Source organism: Flavobacterium paronense (assembly GCF_030409795.1).
Classification (GTDB): Bacteria; Bacteroidota; Bacteroidia; order Flavobacteriales; family Flavobacteriaceae; genus Flavobacterium; species Flavobacterium paronense.
In genome coordinates, this window is record NZ_JAUFQN010000019.1 from 2,728,749 (window position 1) to 2,746,823 (window position 18,075).

At 34.9% G+C, this 18,075-nt stretch carries 14 protein-coding genes and 1 tRNA gene; 11 read left to right on the forward strand and 4 right to left on the reverse strand.

Annotation, left to right across the window (positions count from 1 at the left end; all coding sequences use genetic code 11):
* Nucleotides 1-21: 21 nt before the first annotated feature.
* Genes QWY90_RS13120 through mgtE form a run of 5 tightly spaced genes read left to right on the forward strand, consistent with a single transcriptional unit; the run spans nt 22 to nt 4,674 of the window.
* On the forward strand, nt 22-1,800 hold the full coding sequence (locus tag QWY90_RS13120) for a tetratricopeptide repeat protein (protein WP_290286424.1): 1,779 nt from the start codon (nt 22-24) through the stop codon (nt 1,798-1,800).
* A gap of 54 nt (nt 1,801-1,854) precedes the next feature.
* A complete protein-coding gene (locus tag QWY90_RS13125; protein WP_290286425.1) occupies nt 1,855-2,166 on the forward strand; it encodes a DUF4286 family protein in 312 nt (103 codons plus the stop codon).
* 50 nt (nt 2,167-2,216) lie between these two features.
* Nucleotides 2,217-2,519: a GIY-YIG nuclease family protein gene (locus QWY90_RS13130; RefSeq protein WP_290286426.1), complete on the forward strand. Its 303-nt coding sequence runs from the start codon at nt 2,217-2,219 to the stop codon at nt 2,517-2,519.
* Nucleotides 2,520-2,555: 36 nt separating this feature from the next.
* The gene (rsmA, locus tag QWY90_RS13135; protein WP_290286427.1) at nt 2,556-3,335 is read left to right on the forward strand and encodes a 16S rRNA (adenine(1518)-N(6)/adenine(1519)-N(6))-dimethyltransferase RsmA; all 780 of its coding nucleotides are present in this window, start codon (nt 2,556-2,558) and stop codon (nt 3,333-3,335) included.
* A complete protein-coding gene (gene mgtE / locus QWY90_RS13140; RefSeq protein WP_290286429.1) occupies nt 3,325-4,674 on the forward strand; it encodes a magnesium transporter in 1,350 nt (449 codons plus the stop codon). Before rsmA ends, mgtE begins: the two co-directional genes overlap by 11 nt.
* A 147-nt stretch (nt 4,675-4,821) precedes the next feature.
* On the opposite strand, the gene QWY90_RS13145 is transcribed toward mgtE, so the two are convergent.
* A tRNA-Leu gene (locus QWY90_RS13145) sits at nt 4,822-4,901 on the reverse strand.
* 367 nt (nt 4,902-5,268) lie between these two features.
* Between QWY90_RS13145 and QWY90_RS13150 the strand changes: the two genes are divergently transcribed.
* The 3 genes from QWY90_RS13150 (at nt 5,269) to pth (ending at nt 7,697) form a co-directional block, all read left to right on the forward strand.
* Nucleotides 5,269-6,210: a ribose-phosphate pyrophosphokinase gene (locus QWY90_RS13150; protein ID WP_290286430.1), complete on the forward strand. Its 942-nt coding sequence runs from the start codon at nt 5,269-5,271 to the stop codon at nt 6,208-6,210.
* Nucleotides 6,211-6,382: 172 nt separating this feature from the next.
* Nucleotides 6,383-6,988 (forward strand): 50S ribosomal protein L25/general stress protein Ctc, encoded by a 606-nt coding sequence (locus tag QWY90_RS13155; RefSeq protein ID WP_290286431.1) that lies wholly within the window; start codon nt 6,383-6,385, stop codon nt 6,986-6,988.
* Between the two features lie 82 nt (nt 6,989-7,070).
* A complete protein-coding gene (gene pth, locus QWY90_RS13160; protein WP_290286432.1) occupies nt 7,071-7,697 on the forward strand; it encodes an aminoacyl-tRNA hydrolase in 627 nt (208 codons plus the stop codon).
* 49 nt (nt 7,698-7,746) lie between these two features.
* On the opposite strand, the gene QWY90_RS13165 is transcribed toward pth, so the two are convergent.
* Nucleotides 7,747-8,988 carry a zinc-dependent metalloprotease gene (locus QWY90_RS13165; RefSeq protein ID WP_290286433.1) on the reverse strand — a complete coding sequence of 414 codons (1,242 nt, stop codon included), beginning with the start codon at nt 8,986-8,988 and terminating at the stop codon, nt 7,747-7,749.
* Between the two features lie 199 nt (nt 8,989-9,187).
* Complete coding sequence (locus tag QWY90_RS13170) at nt 9,188-11,872, reverse strand: zinc-dependent metalloprotease (protein WP_290286434.1); 2,685 nt, start codon at nt 11,870-11,872, stop codon at nt 9,188-9,190.
* Nucleotides 11,873-12,057: 185 nt separating this feature from the next.
* Here QWY90_RS13170 and QWY90_RS13175 point away from each other — a divergent pair, with 185 nt between their 5' ends.
* The 3 genes from QWY90_RS13175 (at nt 12,058) to bioB (ending at nt 14,717) form a co-directional block, all read left to right on the forward strand.
* Nucleotides 12,058-12,990 carry a bifunctional riboflavin kinase/FAD synthetase gene (locus QWY90_RS13175; RefSeq protein WP_290286435.1) on the forward strand — a complete coding sequence of 311 codons (933 nt, stop codon included), beginning with the start codon at nt 12,058-12,060 and terminating at the stop codon, nt 12,988-12,990.
* Between the two features lie 121 nt (nt 12,991-13,111).
* Nucleotides 13,112-13,555 (forward strand): hypothetical protein, encoded by a 444-nt coding sequence (locus QWY90_RS13180; RefSeq protein WP_290286437.1) that lies wholly within the window; start codon nt 13,112-13,114, stop codon nt 13,553-13,555.
* A 76-nt stretch (nt 13,556-13,631) separates the two neighbouring features.
* Nucleotides 13,632-14,717: a biotin synthase BioB gene (gene bioB / locus QWY90_RS13185; protein WP_290286439.1), complete on the forward strand. Its 1,086-nt coding sequence runs from the start codon at nt 13,632-13,634 to the stop codon at nt 14,715-14,717.
* 19 nt (nt 14,718-14,736) lie between these two features.
* On the opposite strand, the gene QWY90_RS13190 is transcribed toward bioB, so the two are convergent.
* Entirely contained in the window at nt 14,737-17,904 is a 3,168-nt protein-coding gene (locus tag QWY90_RS13190) for a RemA C-terminal-like gliding motility protein (protein ID WP_290286440.1), read from the reverse strand.
* Nucleotides 17,905-18,075: the final 171 nt, after the last annotated feature.

Here is an 18,075-nt window from a genome sequence, read left to right on the forward strand (position 1 = left end):
GTTCGTTTTTATTAAAAATTCATGAAAAAATTTCTCTCCACAATTGCATTATTCCTATGCTTTTTGGCGCAAGCGCAAAATGAGCAATTGGCGAATAATTATTTTGACCGTGGAGAATTTGAAAAAGCATTGGTCAGTTATGAAGAGTTATTAAAATCACAAGAAGGGAATTATAATTATTTTCAAAGAGTCATCGAATGTTACCAGCAATTACAACAGTTTGACAAAGCCGAAAAAGCATTAGAAGACCGAATCGACAAATACAGACAAAACAATCTTTTGGTTGAATTGGGTTTTAATTATCAGTTGCAAAAAAACCAAGAAAAAGCCAAAAAATATTACGATCAGGCGATTGACAAAATCAAGAAAAACGCTAATGAAGTTTACGGAATCGCCTATCTTTTTGAAAGAAAAGCACTTGTAGATTATGCCCTTTTAGCTTACAAAACAGCTTTAGAAAAAGAACCTAAAATGAGTTTTAATTTTCAAATGGCTGTACTATACGGGCAACAAGGCAATACTGATTTGATGATTGATACTTTTCTGGAAGAATCGTTTCAAAACCCACAAAATCTTCCTTTAATTCAAAATCAGCTATCCCGTTTTATGACAGAAGAAGTAGATGCCAATTTTAACGATGCGTTAAAAAAAGCACTGTTACTTAGAGCTCAAAAGACACAAGATGTGTTTTGGAATGATTTCTTAAGCTGGCTTTTTATCCAACAAAAAGAATATGGTAAAGCGTTCATTCAACAAAAAGCAATTTACAAGCGAAATCCTGATTCTTTTGCCAATATTGTGAATTTAGGTCAAATGGCTATTGAAGATAATGACCAAGATTCGGCAACCGAAATTTTGACATTTGTACTCGACAACACTAAAGATTTAGAATTGTTAATTCAGTCGCATTCCTATCTGATAGAAATGAAAATTGACCATGCAACAGAGAAAGATTATCCGGCCATAACAGCAGAACTTGATCAGTTGATTAAAGAATTTGGTGTAAGTCCATTCACACTTCCTCTTTTAAAATTGCAGGCAGACTTCAATGCCTTTCATTTAAATAATCCTGAAAAAGCCAAAGCCATTTTGAAAAACGCTATGGAAATGCCAATTAACAGCTACCAATTGGTTGAAGTAAAAATGGAACTGGCAGATATTCTTTTATTCGAAGAAAAATTCAATCAGGCGCTAATCTATTATTCCCAAATTGATGAAGACATGAATGGCGATGTGATTGGTCAGGAAGCCAGTCTTAAAACCGCAAAAACCAGTTATTTTAAAACCGATTTTGCATGGGCATCACATCAATTAAAAGTGTTGAAATCGGCTTCCTCTCAACTAATCGCTAACGATGCATTGGATTTGTTTTTACTGATAAGCGATAACACCGTGGAAGATTCTTTACAAGTGGCTTTAAAGAAATTTGCTCGTGCTGATTTTCTTTTATATCAAAACAAAAAGAAGGAAGCATTAGCAGGATTCCAATTAATTTTAAAAGAACACAAAGGCGAAGATATTGAACCGGTAACACTATTGCGTATCGGGAAAATCTATGAAAAAATGGGTGATTTCTCTAATGCTTTGGCTAATTATGATGCCATTATTACCAAACATAAAGACTGCATTTATATTGATGAAGCCCTTTATTTTTCGGCCGAAATTTATAATAACCAATTAAAAGATACTGAAAAAGCCAAGCTGCTTTATGAAGAAATGCTCACCAAACACGAGGACAGCATTTATTATGTAGATTCGAGGAATAAATATCGAAAACTAAGAGGTGATACAAATCTATAGTCGTCAATCACAGTTTAAAATTCCTAAATCCTTAATCCTAATTCCTAAATTAAAATGATTTTATACAACGTAACTATCAACATCCACGAAAGTGTCCACGACCAATGGATGCAATGGATGCAGGAAAAACATATTAACGACATGCTGGCTACGGGGAAATTCTCCTCTGCCCGAATGGTTAAGGTTTTAGTTGAAGAAGATATGGGCGGAACTACCTATTCGGTTCAATTCACAACCGATTCCAAACAAACTTTGCAACGCTATTATGATGAAGACGCACCAAAGCTTAGAGCAGAAAGTGCTTCGTTGTTTGGTGACAAAATGCTGGCTTTTAGAACTGAATTGGAGTTGATTAGCGAACACTAGTCCTTTTGTCATTCCCGCGCAGGCGGGAATCCATTAAGAAACAATATAGAATGCAGCAATTTCGTCAATACTTCATTTATATTTTAGCCAGCAAGAAAAATGGAGTACTTTATATTGGAGTAACAAACAGTATAGAAAGAAGAGTTGAAGAACATAAAAACAAACTAGATCCAAACTGTTTTACAGCAAAATATAATGTAAACTTATTGGTTTATTTTGAAACATTCCAATATATTGACGACGCCATTAAAAGAGAAAAGCAACTCAAAAAATGGAATCGTCAATGGAAAATAAATTTGATTGAAGAAGAAAATAAAGATTGGAAAGACCTGTCTGGAGATTGGAATAATTAAAATGGATTCCCGCCTGCGCGGGAATGACAAAAGAGTATGAACGATGTAAGAGCCAAAAAACACCTCGGACAACACTTCCTAACGGATGAATCAATTGCCAAAAATATAGCCGACACTTTAAATTTTAAAGGCTATGACATTACTTTGGAAATTGGTCCAGGAATGGGCGTTTTGACAAAATACCTGTTGGAAAAACCAACCGAAACCTATGTTATTGAAATTGACACCGAATCGGTAGCGTATCTGAATGAACATTATCCAAAATTACACGGCAAAATCATTTCGAAAGATGTTTTAAAATACAACCTCAACGAAGTTTTTGAAGGCAAACCTTTTGCTATCATTGGTAATTTTCCTTATAATATTTCATCGCAAATTGTGTTTAAATGTTTGGAATTACGGCATCAGGTTCCGGAATTTTCAGGTATGTTTCAAAAAGAAGTAGCCGAGCGGATTTGTGAAAAAAAAGGAACTAAAGCCTACGGAATTCTATCGGTTTTAGTGCAGGCTTTTTATGAAGCGGAGTATTTATTTACGGTAAGTCCGGATGTTTTTAATCCACCTCCAAAAGTAAATTCAGGTGTTTTACGCTTACGCAGAAAAGAAAATTTCACGTTGCCTTGTAATGAAAAGTTATTCTTTTCAGTGGTAAAAACTGGATTTCAACAACGCCGCAAGACGTTAAGAAATAGTTTAAAATCATTCAACCTTTCGGATAATTTAAAAGAAGATACTATCTTTGACCTCAGACCAGAGCAACTCACAGTTGAGCAATTCATTGAACTCACTCAAAAAATAGAAGCCAATGCAGTTTAAAATCAGCAAAGAACTCTTAGAGCAAATCGAGCAACTCATTCATCAAAAAAACGACAAGGAATTGGAAGTTTTGTTGAATGATATGCACCATGCCGATATTGCTGAGATTTTTGATGAACTAAACATTGAAGAAGCTACTTATATTTTCAAAATTCTTGACAGTGAAATTACAGCTGAAATTCTTTTAGAATTAGAAGATGATGTCCGTGAAAAAATTCTTCATGGTCTTTCTGCTAAAGAAATCGCAGAAGAGTTAGATGAATTAGATACCGATGACGCTGCTGATATTATTGCCGAACTATCGCAAAGCAAAAAAGAAGAAGTAATCTCTGAGCTCGAAGACGTTGAACACGCCAAAGACATTGTTGATTTGTTGCGCTACGACGAAGATACTGCCGGAGGTTTGATGGGAAAAGAGATGGTGAAAGTGAATGAAAACTGGAATGTGCTAACCTGTGTCAAAGAAATGCGAATTCAGGCAGAACACGTAACCCGAGTGCATTCGATTTATGTTGTTGATGATGAAAACAGATTGAAAGGAAGATTATCTCTTAAAGATTTATTGACGACCTCGACTAAAACGCCTATAAGCGATGTCTACATCAAAAAAGTAGATTACGTAAAAGTGGACACCCCAAATACTGATGTCGCCCGTATCATGCAGAAATATGACTTGGAAGCAATTCCGGTAGTAGATGAAATGGGACGATTGGTAGGAAGAGTTACTATTGATGATATCGTTGACGTAATTAAGGAAGAAGCCGATAAGGATTACCAAATGGCTGCAGGTATCACGCAAGACGTAGAGGCAGGTGATAGTGTTTTCGAATTAATTAAAGCTCGTTTACCTTGGCTTTTAATTGGAATGGCGATTGAAATTGTTGCTTCTTTTGTGCTAAAAGGAAACGAGGTTGCCTTTCAAAAATATACAACGCTGATTATTTTTGTACCATTGCTTTCTGCCACTGCTGGAAATATAGGTGTACAAGCATCCGCAATTGTGGTCCAAGGTTTGGCCAATGGCTCGTTAAAGGAATTTAGCAAAAATTATTTCAAAAAAGAACTTATTGTTGCCATGATATCCGGGACGATTATATCGCTTTTCATACTGTTATTTCATTCGATAATGTATCAACAATATCAAGTAGGTATAGCCATTTCAACTTCTATAATTGTGGTAATTCTATTCGCTGCAACCCTAGGAACTTTAGTGCCATTATTCCTGCACAGAAATAAAATCGATCCGGCTATTGCAACCGGACCGTTTATTACTACCACAAATGACGTTTTTGGAATTATCATTTATTTTGCCATTGCCAGATTGATACTTGGTTTTTAATTTAGGAGCACAAGCCCCATTTTCTTTACAACAATCTTCCCGCTATCCGCGCTACAGGGTAGCTTGCTCCTATCGGGGTTAATTAGGGCTTTTGTTTATCTTTAAACTTATAAAAACAAAAAGCCCTTCTTTTCAGAAGAGCTTTTGTACCCGGAGCGGGACTTGAACCCGCACGGTTGCCCACAGGTGTTTGAGACCAGCGCGTCTACCAATTCCGCCATCCGGGCGTTTACCTTAGATGGTTTACAGTTTAATTTTTAGAAAAAATTAATTAAAGTTATCGCCATCCGGGCTTTCCTTTGAATCGTTCAGTTTAATATAAGAATAATTAAAAAAACTATCTTCAGGCTTGAGAGACAAAACCAACAACAGTTGGCTTATCGCGTAAAACGAACAACAAAAAGTGTTGCTTGCTTTTAAACACGGTGCAAATGTAAAAAATAAAATATCAATTTCTAAAAAAATACTCTAAAATATCCTTTCAGAGTTGGATTTAATTCCTAAATTTGCACCTCGGTAAAACGAACAACAACTAACTAACTACATTCGAGGCACTTCCGCAAGGAGCGCAACGGATAAAAACAACAAATTACAATGTCGCATTTAGAACCAGAAGCAAAGATATTTGCGTGTTCGCAAAGCGTCTACTTAGCTGAACAAATAGCCGAAAACTATGGTGTTCCGCTGGGTAAAGTTACGTTCTCAAAATTTAGTGATGGTGAATTCCAGCCTTCTTTTGAAGAATCAATAAGAGGATTGCGCGTTTTTATTGTCTGCTCTACATTTCCGAGTGCCGACAATTTAATGGAACTTTTGTTAATGATTGATGCGGCTAAAAGAGCATCAGCCCGACACATAACTCCCGTAATTCCTTATTTTGGTTATGCAAGACAAGACAGAAAAGACAAACCAAGAGTTCCGATTGGAGCAAAACTGATAGCAAAACTATTGGAAACTGCCGGAGCAACGAGAATCATGACGATGGATTTACATGCCGATCAGATTCAGGGTTTCTTTGAAATGCCAGTCGATCATTTGTTTGCCTCGACTATCTTTTTGCCTTATGTTAAAAGTCTGCAGTTAGACAATTTAACAATTGCTTCGCCTGATATGGGTGGTTCAAAAAGAGCGTATGCCTATTCTAAGTTTTTAGAATCGGATGTGGTAATTTGTTACAAACAAAGAAAAGCAGCCAACATAATTGACACAATGGAATTGATTGGTGAGGTGAAAGGCAGAAATGTAATTCTAGTTGACGACATGGTTGATACTGGAGGAACATTGGCCAAGGCAGCTGATTTAATGATTGAAAAAGGAGCATTAAGTGTGAGAGCCATTTGTACTCATGCGATACTTTCGGGTGATGCTTATGAGAAATTAGAAAAATCTCAATTATTGGAGTTGATAGTTACCGATTCAATTCCGTTAAAAAGAGAATCGAACAAAATAAAAGTGGTGAGTTGTGCGCCTCTTTTTGCAGAAGTAATGAACATGGTGCAACACAACAATTCCATCAGTGGGAAGTTTTTGATGTAATTTAGAAGCAAGAAGCAAGAGGAAAGAAACAAGATAGACTTCAATGAAAATTTAAATTTGAAGTTTTGCAGAAGATTGCGTTAGGGATTGCAGCAAGTGCCGTGCACTGCGGAAAGCCCGACCCGAAGGGAACGCCCAAATTAGTATTTTTTATTAACTATATATTTTTACAATGAAATCGATTACAATTAAAGGATCACAAAGAGAAAGCGTGGGCAAGGTAGCAACCAAAGCGGTACGTAATGCTGGAATGGTTCCTTGCGTTATTTACGGAGGAAGTCAACCAATTCATTTTGCAGCAGAAGAAAAAGCATTCAAAAGCTTGGTTTACACTCCAAACGCACACACCGTTGTGATAGATTTAGATGGAAAAACTACCAATGCCGTTTTGCAAGACATTCAGTTTCACCCAGTTTCAGACAGAATCAATCACATTGATTTTTTCCAATTGAGTGATGACAAAGAAATTATTATGGAAGTACCTGTAAAAGTAACTGGAACTTCTCCAGGTGTACTTTTAGGAGGTGTTTTGAACTTGAATCAACGTAGATTAAAAGTGAAAGCTTTGCCAAAAAATCTACCTGATTTTGTTGAAGCTAACATTTCTGAAATGCAGATGGGTAACAAATTGTATGTTACAAAATTAGAAGCGAAAAACTTCAAATTAATGCATCCAGACAATACTGTTGTAGCACAAGTTAAGATTTCTCGTGCTGCTATGAAAGCGGCTCAGGAAGCTGCAAAAGCAGAAAAAGGTGGAGCAAAAAAGAAAAAATAAGTAATTTATTTTTCCGATATCAAAAAGCATCAGTTTGTACTGGTGCTTTTTTTATGAATTCAAATTAGTTTACTTTTGCTAAATGAATTGGTTTAAAAAGTTATTCAAAACAAATGCAATCTCTGAAAACTCAGAAGAAATGAGTAAAAAATACCTTATCGTCGGTCTTGGGAATATTGGCGCCGAATATGTAAATACGCGTCATAATATTGGTTTCAAAATAGTAGATTATGTGGCTTCAAAACAAGGCGTCTCTTTTGAAACAGCAAAATTGGGAGCTGTAACTGAATTCAATATAAAAGGCAGAAAAATTATTCTTTTAAAGCCCAATACCTACATGAATTTAAGTGGCAAAGCTGTCCAATATTGGATGCAAAAAGAAAACATAGCTAAAGAAAATGTTTTAGTGATTACCGATGATTTGAATTTGGCTTTCGGAACCATTCGCATAAAAGCAAAAGGGACAGATGGCGGACATAATGGATTGAAAAACATCCAGCTCATTTTAAACACTTCTGACTATCCGCGTTTTCGTTTTGGAATTAGTGATGAGTTCAAAAAAGGACAACAGGTAGATTACGTTCTTGGTGAATGGAATGCAATTGAAAAAGAAAAACTTCCGGAAAGATTTGAAGTGGCAAAACAAATAGTAGAATCCTTTGCTTTGGCAGGATTAAATGAAACTATGAACAGTTTTAATGGTAAATAAAAAAGTCCCGAATAATTCGGGACTTTTTTATTTTAATAGCATTAAAGATTTATTCAATAACTAATTTTTTAGTCACGATTCCTTTATCACTTTTAATATTTACAAAATAAACACCACTAGTTGCGTTATCTAAATTAATAACCTGATTCAAATTAGCTGATTGATCATAGTTGTTTTCATAAATTGTTTTTCCTGTTACATCAAATACTTCAACAGAATAACCAATCATTATATCTTTAAACTGAATAGTAAAACTACCTTTACTTGGATTTGGAAAAATGCTAAAATCGTTTTGTAAAAATGATTCATTTCCTAAAACATCCGTTTTAAACTGACTTGCAATTGTGTTATACCACGCTTGCATTCTAGCAGCCTGTCCTGCAGTAAACATATACATACAAGCATCGTTTACATAATCCATGTAATTCATGGTTAAAGCATATTCCGTTGGCTGACATCCTGCAACATCTCCTGCAACTGGACAATCATAATTTTCAATTGACAATGAAGGTGTATCACAAACTCTATCACCAGATGTTGCGCAATTAGCTCCATCACAACTTTCAAAAGTGTGGTCCAAATTAAAAAAGTGCCCTAATTCATGTGTTAAAGTTCTTCCCAAATCATATGGAGAACCAGGCACATAACCTGTACAACCATTTCCTGAACCAAAAGCAGATTTTGCAATTACTACTGTCATTCCCGCAGAAGGCGAACCTCCAAGAGGAGAATAACCTAATATTCCATTTCCGGCATTTCTACATACTAAATTTAAATAACCTGCCCATGTAGCATCATTGTCATTATTTCCTAAGAAATCTGTTCCGAAGGTTACTGCTAAGTCACCATTAACCAAACCAGTTCCAGCTGGATGATTTTGTGTAGCTAACACAAATTCTACTTGTAAACTTCCGGTGTTGGTACCAGGGTAAAATGAAGCATCATTAACAAAATTAGAAATGTCAGCATTTGTCCCATTATAATCTGCGTTTAAAATATTGATTTGTGATTGTGCTAATGTTCTGAAACAAACTTTTTGAGTAGATGTAGTTGCTACAGATGGAAAGTGAACCGCCACAGGAATTCTTATTATGTTGTTAACGCTATTACCATTTTTATTAGAGACCACTTTTTGTAATTCAACATCAAACTTACTTTGCTGTTCAAGATAAGCTTGTCTTTGAGCAGGATTACTCATTATTTGTGCCATTTTTTCTTGCATTCCACAAGTTCTATGTTGTGCAAAACTCACTTGAAAAACAAGTAATACGAAAAGTAATTTTAATTTCATTTTTGGTGGTATTAAATTTTAAAGTCGTCAAAATTAAACAAATGTTTTACATAAAATAATTTTTAACACAAATTTGAAGTGAATATTGATTCTTTGTCAGTTTAACTATAATTATTTGCTTTTTAGATAAGTATAGCGCTACAACTATAAAAAAAGAGGTGATAAACACCTCTTTTTAAACTATTTTATAATTAGTGGTTTATTCAACCACAATTTTTTTGGTTTGTTTTATTTCTCCATCAGTAACAGTCAATAAATAAACTCCGGCTTGTGCATTGTTTAATTGAATGTTTTGATTGAATGTAGCACTGTTTTCAAAATTGTTTCCCAAAATTACTCTTCCTCTCATGTCGTGAACTAATACTTTCACACCATTACCATTTGAAGAATTATTTGTAAATTGAATATTGAAATTACCATTATTTGGGTTTGGATAAACCGCAAAATCTGTAAAACCAAATGTTGGAGTTTCTAATCTATATGCGTCCGTACAAACTTGAATAGACCAAGAGTTTATTCTTCCTGTATCACCGGTATAATAATCTGAGACTGACAAGGTCCATAAACCGTTAGAGTTGTCACCATTAAAAGGATACAAAGGCGATGAAGGAGAAAATGACCCTGCCATATTGGCCACACATGTGAAATCAGGAGAACCATCATTTAAAGTAACATTAAAATTATTATTACCAGCACATGCTCTTTCCCAAACAGCTACTTTTTTTCCTGATGGATTAGTTATAGTAATTAATAAATCATTTGGGTAAGTATGTGTTACGTTTAGCCCGATGTTTACATCAGAAATTATTCCGCTTACAGGCACATTTATTGTGTTTGACGCCACTGTTCCTGGTGTTTCTGCTCCAGCTCCATCTGGTATAACTAATGCAGTTGAATTTGTATAAGTATTACATGTTGTATCTATAGCATAACCAAGAGCAATATTTTTTGATACAGCATAAAATACATTTCCTATAGCTTCAATTAATATTCTACACGTTGGAGCTGCCACACTTGGAAGCATTATAGTTTCTGAACCATCATTAGCAGTACTTGCCGCCAAGACTGTTGGGAAAGTAGCTCCACCATCCGTAGATAATAAAATATTTACATTGGCAGTGTTGATTCCGCTTCCGGTAGTTCCGGCAACATTCCATGTAATTGTTTGTGTCGTTCCTGGAGTCCATAAAGTATTTGCTGTACTTGGATTTGTTATTGCAAAAGCACCACCCGCATCTACAACAGTTACTGTAGTTGCTGCGCTGTTAGTTTGACCTCCACCTAGAACATTGTCTCTAACTGTGAAAGCAAAAGCTAATGATCTAGCAACAGAAGAAACGGTTTCCCATTTAGTGACTAGATATCCAGCTAAAACATCAGAAAACTGCGGAAAATATCTAACTGATGAAGCGCTTGGAGGACGTGATCTGAAATTTGGTCCGTCTGTTTTAGTTGATGAAGGAAAAGTAGTCGTTCCTCCAACAGCTGTTGCGTCATTATTTTGTTCCCAGCAATAGGTCAATACTTCACCTATTGTTCCGGTTCCGGTTCCTGAAAGTTTAAATGCAGTACTTACAGGTATTGTATAAGCTGCTCCTGATACAGTTACAACTGGTTTAGGATTAGTAAGCGCTATACTTGTACTAACCGGACAAGTTTTAGTACCTAAATTTGTTTGTATTTGAAGGATACTTTTATAGTGATAATAATCGTCTGAATGCATTTGCATATCGGTTCCGCCTCCACCAATACCTGCATAAGCCATGATTGTCGATCCTGAACCTGGCTCAACATTTACAGTATTATTTTCAGTAGTGTGAGTAAATGTGTGATTTCCTCCCATTTGGTGACCCATTTCATGGGCAACATAATCAATATCAAAAGTATCTCCTTCAGGAATATCATTTGCAGGTGATGTGATTCCGCTCCCTTTTGAACCGTTTACACAAACACAGCCTACACAACCTGCATTTCCACCTCCACCTGACGCACCAAATAAATGTCCAATATCATAATTAGCTTCTGTTATAACGCTTGTCAAATTTGCTTGCAATTCTGCGTTCCAGTTAGCCATATTTGCTGCATCAGAATAAGGGTCAGAAGCTGCATCCGTATAAATTACTAAATCATCATTAGCAATAATTAATAATTTTACAGCTAAATCTTTTTCATATACACCATTACATCTTGTCATTGTAGCATTCATTGCTGCCAAAGCTCCTGCAACAGTTCCACCGTGGTATACAGCATACTCACCTGTACAGGATAAAGCAAGTTTCATTGTTTTATAGGATTGTGTATTTGAAAGAGTTGAATTTACTAATTTATTTGAAAGACTTTGATTAATCATAATATCTTCAGTACTACAAGTAAAAGGTAATTTACCCTTAGTTCTAGTTGCTGAATCAAAAATTACATAAACAGAACTATCTTTAGTATAGGGTTCAATAAATTCGGTTCCTATATCAGCTCTAAAAACCATAGTTTGAATTCCTCTTGGAGAAAGACTAAAGTTTAAAACTGCTGAAGGATCTGTTATTCCTTTTCCAACATACGCTCTGATTTCTGGGTATTTAGCTTGTAATGCTGGTTCAAAATTAGAAGATTCCCAAACTTGGAATTTTTCCAAATCTCCATTCACATTTGGTAATTGAATCACAATTCCGGCATTTCCAGATGCCTTTTGTTGAACATTAGCAAGTGACTGCTTAAATTGAGCGGCATTGAATTCTAATAATTTTTGGTTAACAGAATAAGAAGTTTGTCTTATTTTTTCTGACGTAACCGCTTTGTTGTTATCGAGAAGTTTCCAAGAACTATCCCTTTGTGAAAAAGAAAAAGTAACAGAAAAAAGGAAGACAACTAAAAGTAAAATTTTTTTCATGATTTAGATTGTTAATTTAATAGAGAGTAAAGATAGTTATCTTTCAAATATTTGCAAATTGGAGCTCTGTTTTTTAAATTATTTACTGTAAACTTTAACATACGCCTATTAATTCACGTTTTTTTGATGAAAATTATTATATTAAATTTCTAAAACATATTTTTGCATATTACTTATACAATTCCTTGAAAATATTCAATTCCATAAAATCATTCCATGCCGATAAGCCAACAATTGTTACTATTGGTACTTTTGATGGAGTTCATCTTGGTCATCGAAAAATTCTGGAACAAATTACCAAAAGTGCCCATGATTTGAATTGTGAAAGCTTGGTGCTTACTTTTTTCCCGCATCCTCGAATGGTGCTTCAGGAAGATACCGAAATGAAGCAACTCAATACCTTAGATGAAAAAATAGAATTACTAGATGGTCTAGGAATTGACAATCTTGTTGTGCATCCATTTGACAAAGAATTTTCAAGGTTAACTGCCGAAGAATTTGTCAAAGAAGTTTTAGTAGCTATTTTCAAAATCAAAAAAATCATCATCGGGCATGACCACCGCTTTGGGAGAAACAGAACCGCGAACATTGATGATTTAATCAATTTTGGCCAAAACTATGGTTTTGAAGTTGAACAAATTTCAGCAGAAGAAATCAATGAGGTTTCTATTAGTTCAACCAAAATAAGAAATGCATATTTAGAAGGTAATATTGAATTGGCAGCAACTTATTTGGGATACAATTACCCATTAACCGGAGTAGTTTCTAAAGGCAAACAACTTGGCAGAACTATTGGTTTTCCGACAGCGAACATAAAAATAACTGAAAACTATAAACTCATTCCGCTTAATGGCGTTTATATTGTCAAAAGCACCTTTGGCAAAAAAGTCGTTTTCGGTATGATGAATATTGGAACACGGCCTACTTTTGATGGCTTTAATCAAACTATAGAAATCCATTTTTTTGATTTTAATCAGGATTTGTACAATCAAAAAATTACAGTTTGCTTGCTAAAAAGAATTCGTTCTGAGCAAAAATTCGAATCAGTTGAAGCACTCAAAAATCAATTATTGGCAGATAAAAAAACCAGTCAAGATTATATTCTGTCGCTGACATAATTCTTATTTATTTTATTTTATACTAAAGGATTTTCATCTTTTTTGTTAAATAATTACCTTATAAAAGATATTTCCTTAAATTTGATTGTTTACTTTTATTATTCACTCAAATCAATTTAAGATGAAAATAGCAAGAGAACTTTCAAACGGAATCCTAATTTTTGCCGGAATTGCGATTTACTTTTTAGTAATAGAATTTTTTGGTTTATCTCACATCCTTTATTTAAGAATGTTCAATGCCTTAATTGTATTTTATGGTGTAAACCGAACATTAAAATCAAATTTCAAAGAAGAAAAATTGGGCTATGTCACTAATTTGCTTTCCGCGGGAATAACAGCTATTACAGGTGTTTTACTAAGTGTTGTTGGTTTACTTTGTTATATTTATTTAAGAGGTGGAGATAGTTATATTGACACACTTTCTGAAGATTTTTTATTTGGCGGAAAACCTTCAGCAAATCAATACTGCATTGGTGTTTTATTTGAAGGATTGGCTTCTGCTGTGATTGTTGTTTTTATCACTATGCAACTCTGGAGAAACAAAACATCTTCAGAAGATTCATAAATTCCTTATTATCGTTTCACAAAATTGTAACTTACATACAATTTAACTACTTTTGGTGCACTATAAAATTGCACCTATGAGCATCACAAAACACAATTGGACTAAGGAAGAAATTATTGCTATTTATAACAAACCGATGATGGATTTGCTGTATGAAGCAGCAACGATTCATAGAGAACAGCATGACCCAAATGTTGTTCAAGTTTCCACTTTACTATCAATAAAAACAGGCGGTTGTCCAGAAGACTGCGGATATTGTCCACAAGCTGCCAGGTATCATACCGATATTGAGGGTAATGATTTAATGTCGGTAAGTCAGGTAAAAGCTCAAGCTTTACGAGCCAAATCAAATGGTTCTTCAAGAGTTTGTATGGGTGCAGCATGGCGTAATGTAAAAGACGGTGAAGAATTTGACCAAGTATTAGAAATGGTAAGAACCATCAATAAACTGGATATGGAAGTATGCTGTACGTTAGGAATGATTACCGAAAATCAGGCGCAGCGTCTTGCCGAAGCTGGTTTATATGCTTACAATCACAACCTAGACACTTCCGAAGATTATTATAAAGAAGTCATTTCAACCCGAGGTTTTGAAGACCGATTAGAAACCATCGAAAACGTTCGTAAAACTAATGTAACGGTTTGTAGCGGTGGAATAATTGGAATGGGAGAAAGTATTGAAGACAGAGCCGGAATGCTAGTGGCACTTTCAACTTTAAATCCACAACCGGAATCAGTGCCAATAAATGCCTTGGTAGCTGTAGAAGGAACCCCAATGGAAAATGAAAAACCTGTTGAAATTTGGGAAATGATTCGAATGGTAGCTACTACCCGAATTGTAATGCCTGAAACTCAAGTGCGTCTTTCTGCAGGAAGAACCGAAATGTCTCGTGAAGGACAAGCCATGTGTTTCTTTGCCGGAGCTAATTCTATTTTTGCCGGAGATAAATTATTAACTACGCCAAACCCAGATGTAAATGAAGACATGAAAATGTTTGAAACCTTAGGTTTGGTAGCTCAAAAACCTTTTATCAAAATAATGCAGCCTACCACTGTAGAAGCAGCAGATTCTAAATATCAAGCAATGGGAGAAAAACCAAAATGGTCTCGTCCTGGGCATTCAATTGAAAGGAATATAGAAGCCTCTACAAAAGGGAAATAAGATTTCACAACTTATTAAATTATTTGGCTAATTTTTTAGTAACTACTTCTCCATTTACCAATTTAATTTTTGCAATTATTATGCGAGGAAAATTTGATGAAACAATAGAAAATTGATTAGAATTTACACTCTCTTTTTGACACAATTCCCGTCCTAATATATCAAAAAGTTTCAGTGAAGAAATTAACTGTGAATTAGATTCTAAAATTAATTCATTGTTTAAATTGTAAACAAAAATCTCATTTGATTTATCATCATTTATTTTTTCATCATCATGAGAATGTCTTCTATAACGCAATCTAAATCGGCTGTCAAAAGTTCCTGAATCTGATGTAAAGGTATAAGGGGCTAAACGCAAATCATATATGCCACCAGTTAATAAATCCTCTAAATAAATATTCTTATTGGCATTTTGAAAAAATCCATCCAGAGCTCCAATTGCTATTGAATAAGTGCCTGTAGTTCTGATTTTTACTCCTAAAGGAACAATATCTGAAGAATTAAAAGGTAAAGGTCTTCCTTGAATACTCGCAGATTCATTATTTATTAATGAATAAATACTCATACCATTACCTGCTTTAAAATAAACATCATAAAGCCTGTCTTTTGCAATTGTTGCTCCCTCTACATAACCAAGTAACAACCTACTTGAATCATTAGCCTGATCGATTAAATCAAGCCATATCCTTCCGTTTTCAGGTGGATTACGTCGATTTAAAGCAGAAGAATTTTTATAAAAATAACTGTTGTCATAATAGGTGTTTGGTGTGCCAACAGTTTCCCTTAACGAATTATTAAAGGTAACTTTTTGAGTAGAATCAGCAGGTCCGTCATTCATTATTACAAAAAAACCCTGGCCTGAAGCAATGTATCCATTAAAGGCACTTGGACCGCTACTAGTTCCTGTAGCATTATAGGTAATATAATCTCCGGGATTGTAATTGTATACATAATTACCATAAAAAGGGTCTAAAATTGCTGAACTAGGTAATGTTCCGTGCGTCCATAAACGAATATTTCCATCAATACTTGTATTTAGAGTCAAAAATTTAATAGCATTAATAGAACAAGGATAAGGATTGCCAAGTAAATTCCAATTGTCATCTTTGATAGTTCTCATAACCCCATTTGGTCCAACTGTCCCTGCATTTGTGTCATCCCCTCTAAATATGGAAGGTTGACAAACACCATTAAATGGATTTCCGGTAAATGTTGCTGTATAATTTGCTGCGCTGGTATTTGAAAAACCATTTGGTGCTCTTACTATATAACCTTTACATTCAGCCATTGTCTCAGCAGTATTTTGCCAGTTCCCTTCACCTCCATTTGCATTTATCAGAGTAGTAACCCATTTAAAAATTAAAGAACTCGGGCTTCCAGGAGATACGCTGGTAACAGGAAAACCTAATACAGGTGAAGACCAATATACATAATCTAACAACTTAACACTTGCTGTTCTTTCAACGTTTATACTGCCTGTATTAATTCCGGAATCATCTATTTGAACCAAAGAACCATTATTTTTAACAATTACATTCCCTGTTGGTGTCACAGTCAAGTTATATTGAATTGCAACATATTGATTAGCAAAAATAGTCAGTACTTTTCCAGCATTAACTAGTACACTACATGCTTCAAAACTACCATTGGGAGTAGTATTATAATTCCCATCAATTATCGCTAATTTAGAAAGTGTTGGCGTACCATTTGACCAAGTTGTACCATTCCAAGTTGTTGATGTAGCGGCTGAATAGGAATAATTTCCTATATCAGAATAATCATTAGTCGTAACACAAGCGGACGAACCTGAACCTGTCCAATCAATAACTGTCCAATCCGAGGTGTTAAAAGTTGTAGTAGGCATAGTTGCTGTGGTTTTTCGTCTAAAATCTGCTCCTGATGTCCCTATTCCTAGAGAAGAAGACCAATTACTATCGCTATATGCACCCCATATATCAATCATTGTACTTCCTTTGAATAATGCTATTTGATCATCCGCATTTGTGCCAAAATTGATTCCATTCGCATTTGTTTGAAGGTTAGCTAAAGAACCGTCTCCACCCATAACGCCACAAGTAAATCCACTCTCCGATGTACTTACAACATAAGTCTGACCATTAGCCAACGTTCCTGAAAATGCAGGTATTAAACTAACTCCCGTAGTTGAATAGGGAGAAGTAGCACCATCTTGATAAAACTGTAAACTATAATCAGCTAGATTTACAGTAGCACCTGTAGCATTATAAATTTCGATGTAACTTAGTCCTCCATAATTTGAATCCGTAACCTCACTTATAAACAAATCGGTAACATAACCACAAATTGGTACAGTGGGAAGTACTGTAAAAGTTGAAGTAACACTACATGGTTGCGTATCTGAAATAACTAAATTACCCGTTGTAGCTCCAATTGGTACAGTAACAACTAATTGAGTAGCTGAACTTGAAACTGTTGTAGCGTTAACTCCGTTAAAAATGGCTGATGCTCCTAACAAACTTCCTGCTGAAGCTGTAATAGTTACTTGACTTCCAATTATACCTGCTGCAGGTGATATTGATGTTATAGATGGTGGAGTACAGGTAGGGGCGGTTGTAGTAGTTGTTCCGTTTAGTTGAACATTAATAACATTAGACCCTACATCAAAACCTCCAGTTCCACCTGTCCCTGTTGCACCAATTCCATATACTCTAAACGTAGTTGCGGTTGTAATATTTAATAATCCCGAAATAGAAATAGTATATGCTGTTGGCCCACTTAAAGAAGCTGCTACCGCAACACTTCCTAAATTTGTTGTGAAACCATCAACTGAAGACCTAAGAACAATGGTTGAAGGACCGGTACCTGAACTATCCCACCCAAAGACTAATGACGTTGGTGTAAAATCAGATAGGGAATTTGGTGTTACTATAAATTGGATATAGTCGTTTCCAGCAATAGCTTCGGCGATAGTATTCCCTGCTGCTGTATTGCCGGTATCAAACCAATTATTACCTCCTATCCTATTTGCATTTCCTATACTACCAATACCAGCTCCTAATGTTAAATTAGATGTAGAAATGTTTGCATTATTAAAGACACTGGGCTCTATAGTTTCTAGTCCTGTGTTTCCAAAAGTATTCCATTGAAGTAATTGAGCATTTGAAAAATTAACAATCAAAAGCGCAACAACAAGTATTTTTATTTTCATTATAAAAAATGAATTATGTTATCTAATAAATTATCATAGTAACCGTATAATCTTTCTGTAGAAAATAAGAAAAAAAACGGTAAATTGGGAGTATGAAATTACATTTATATTCCTAATATACACTATAGTTAGGTTAAGAATTTATTAATAAACGGGGTGTTTTAATCATAA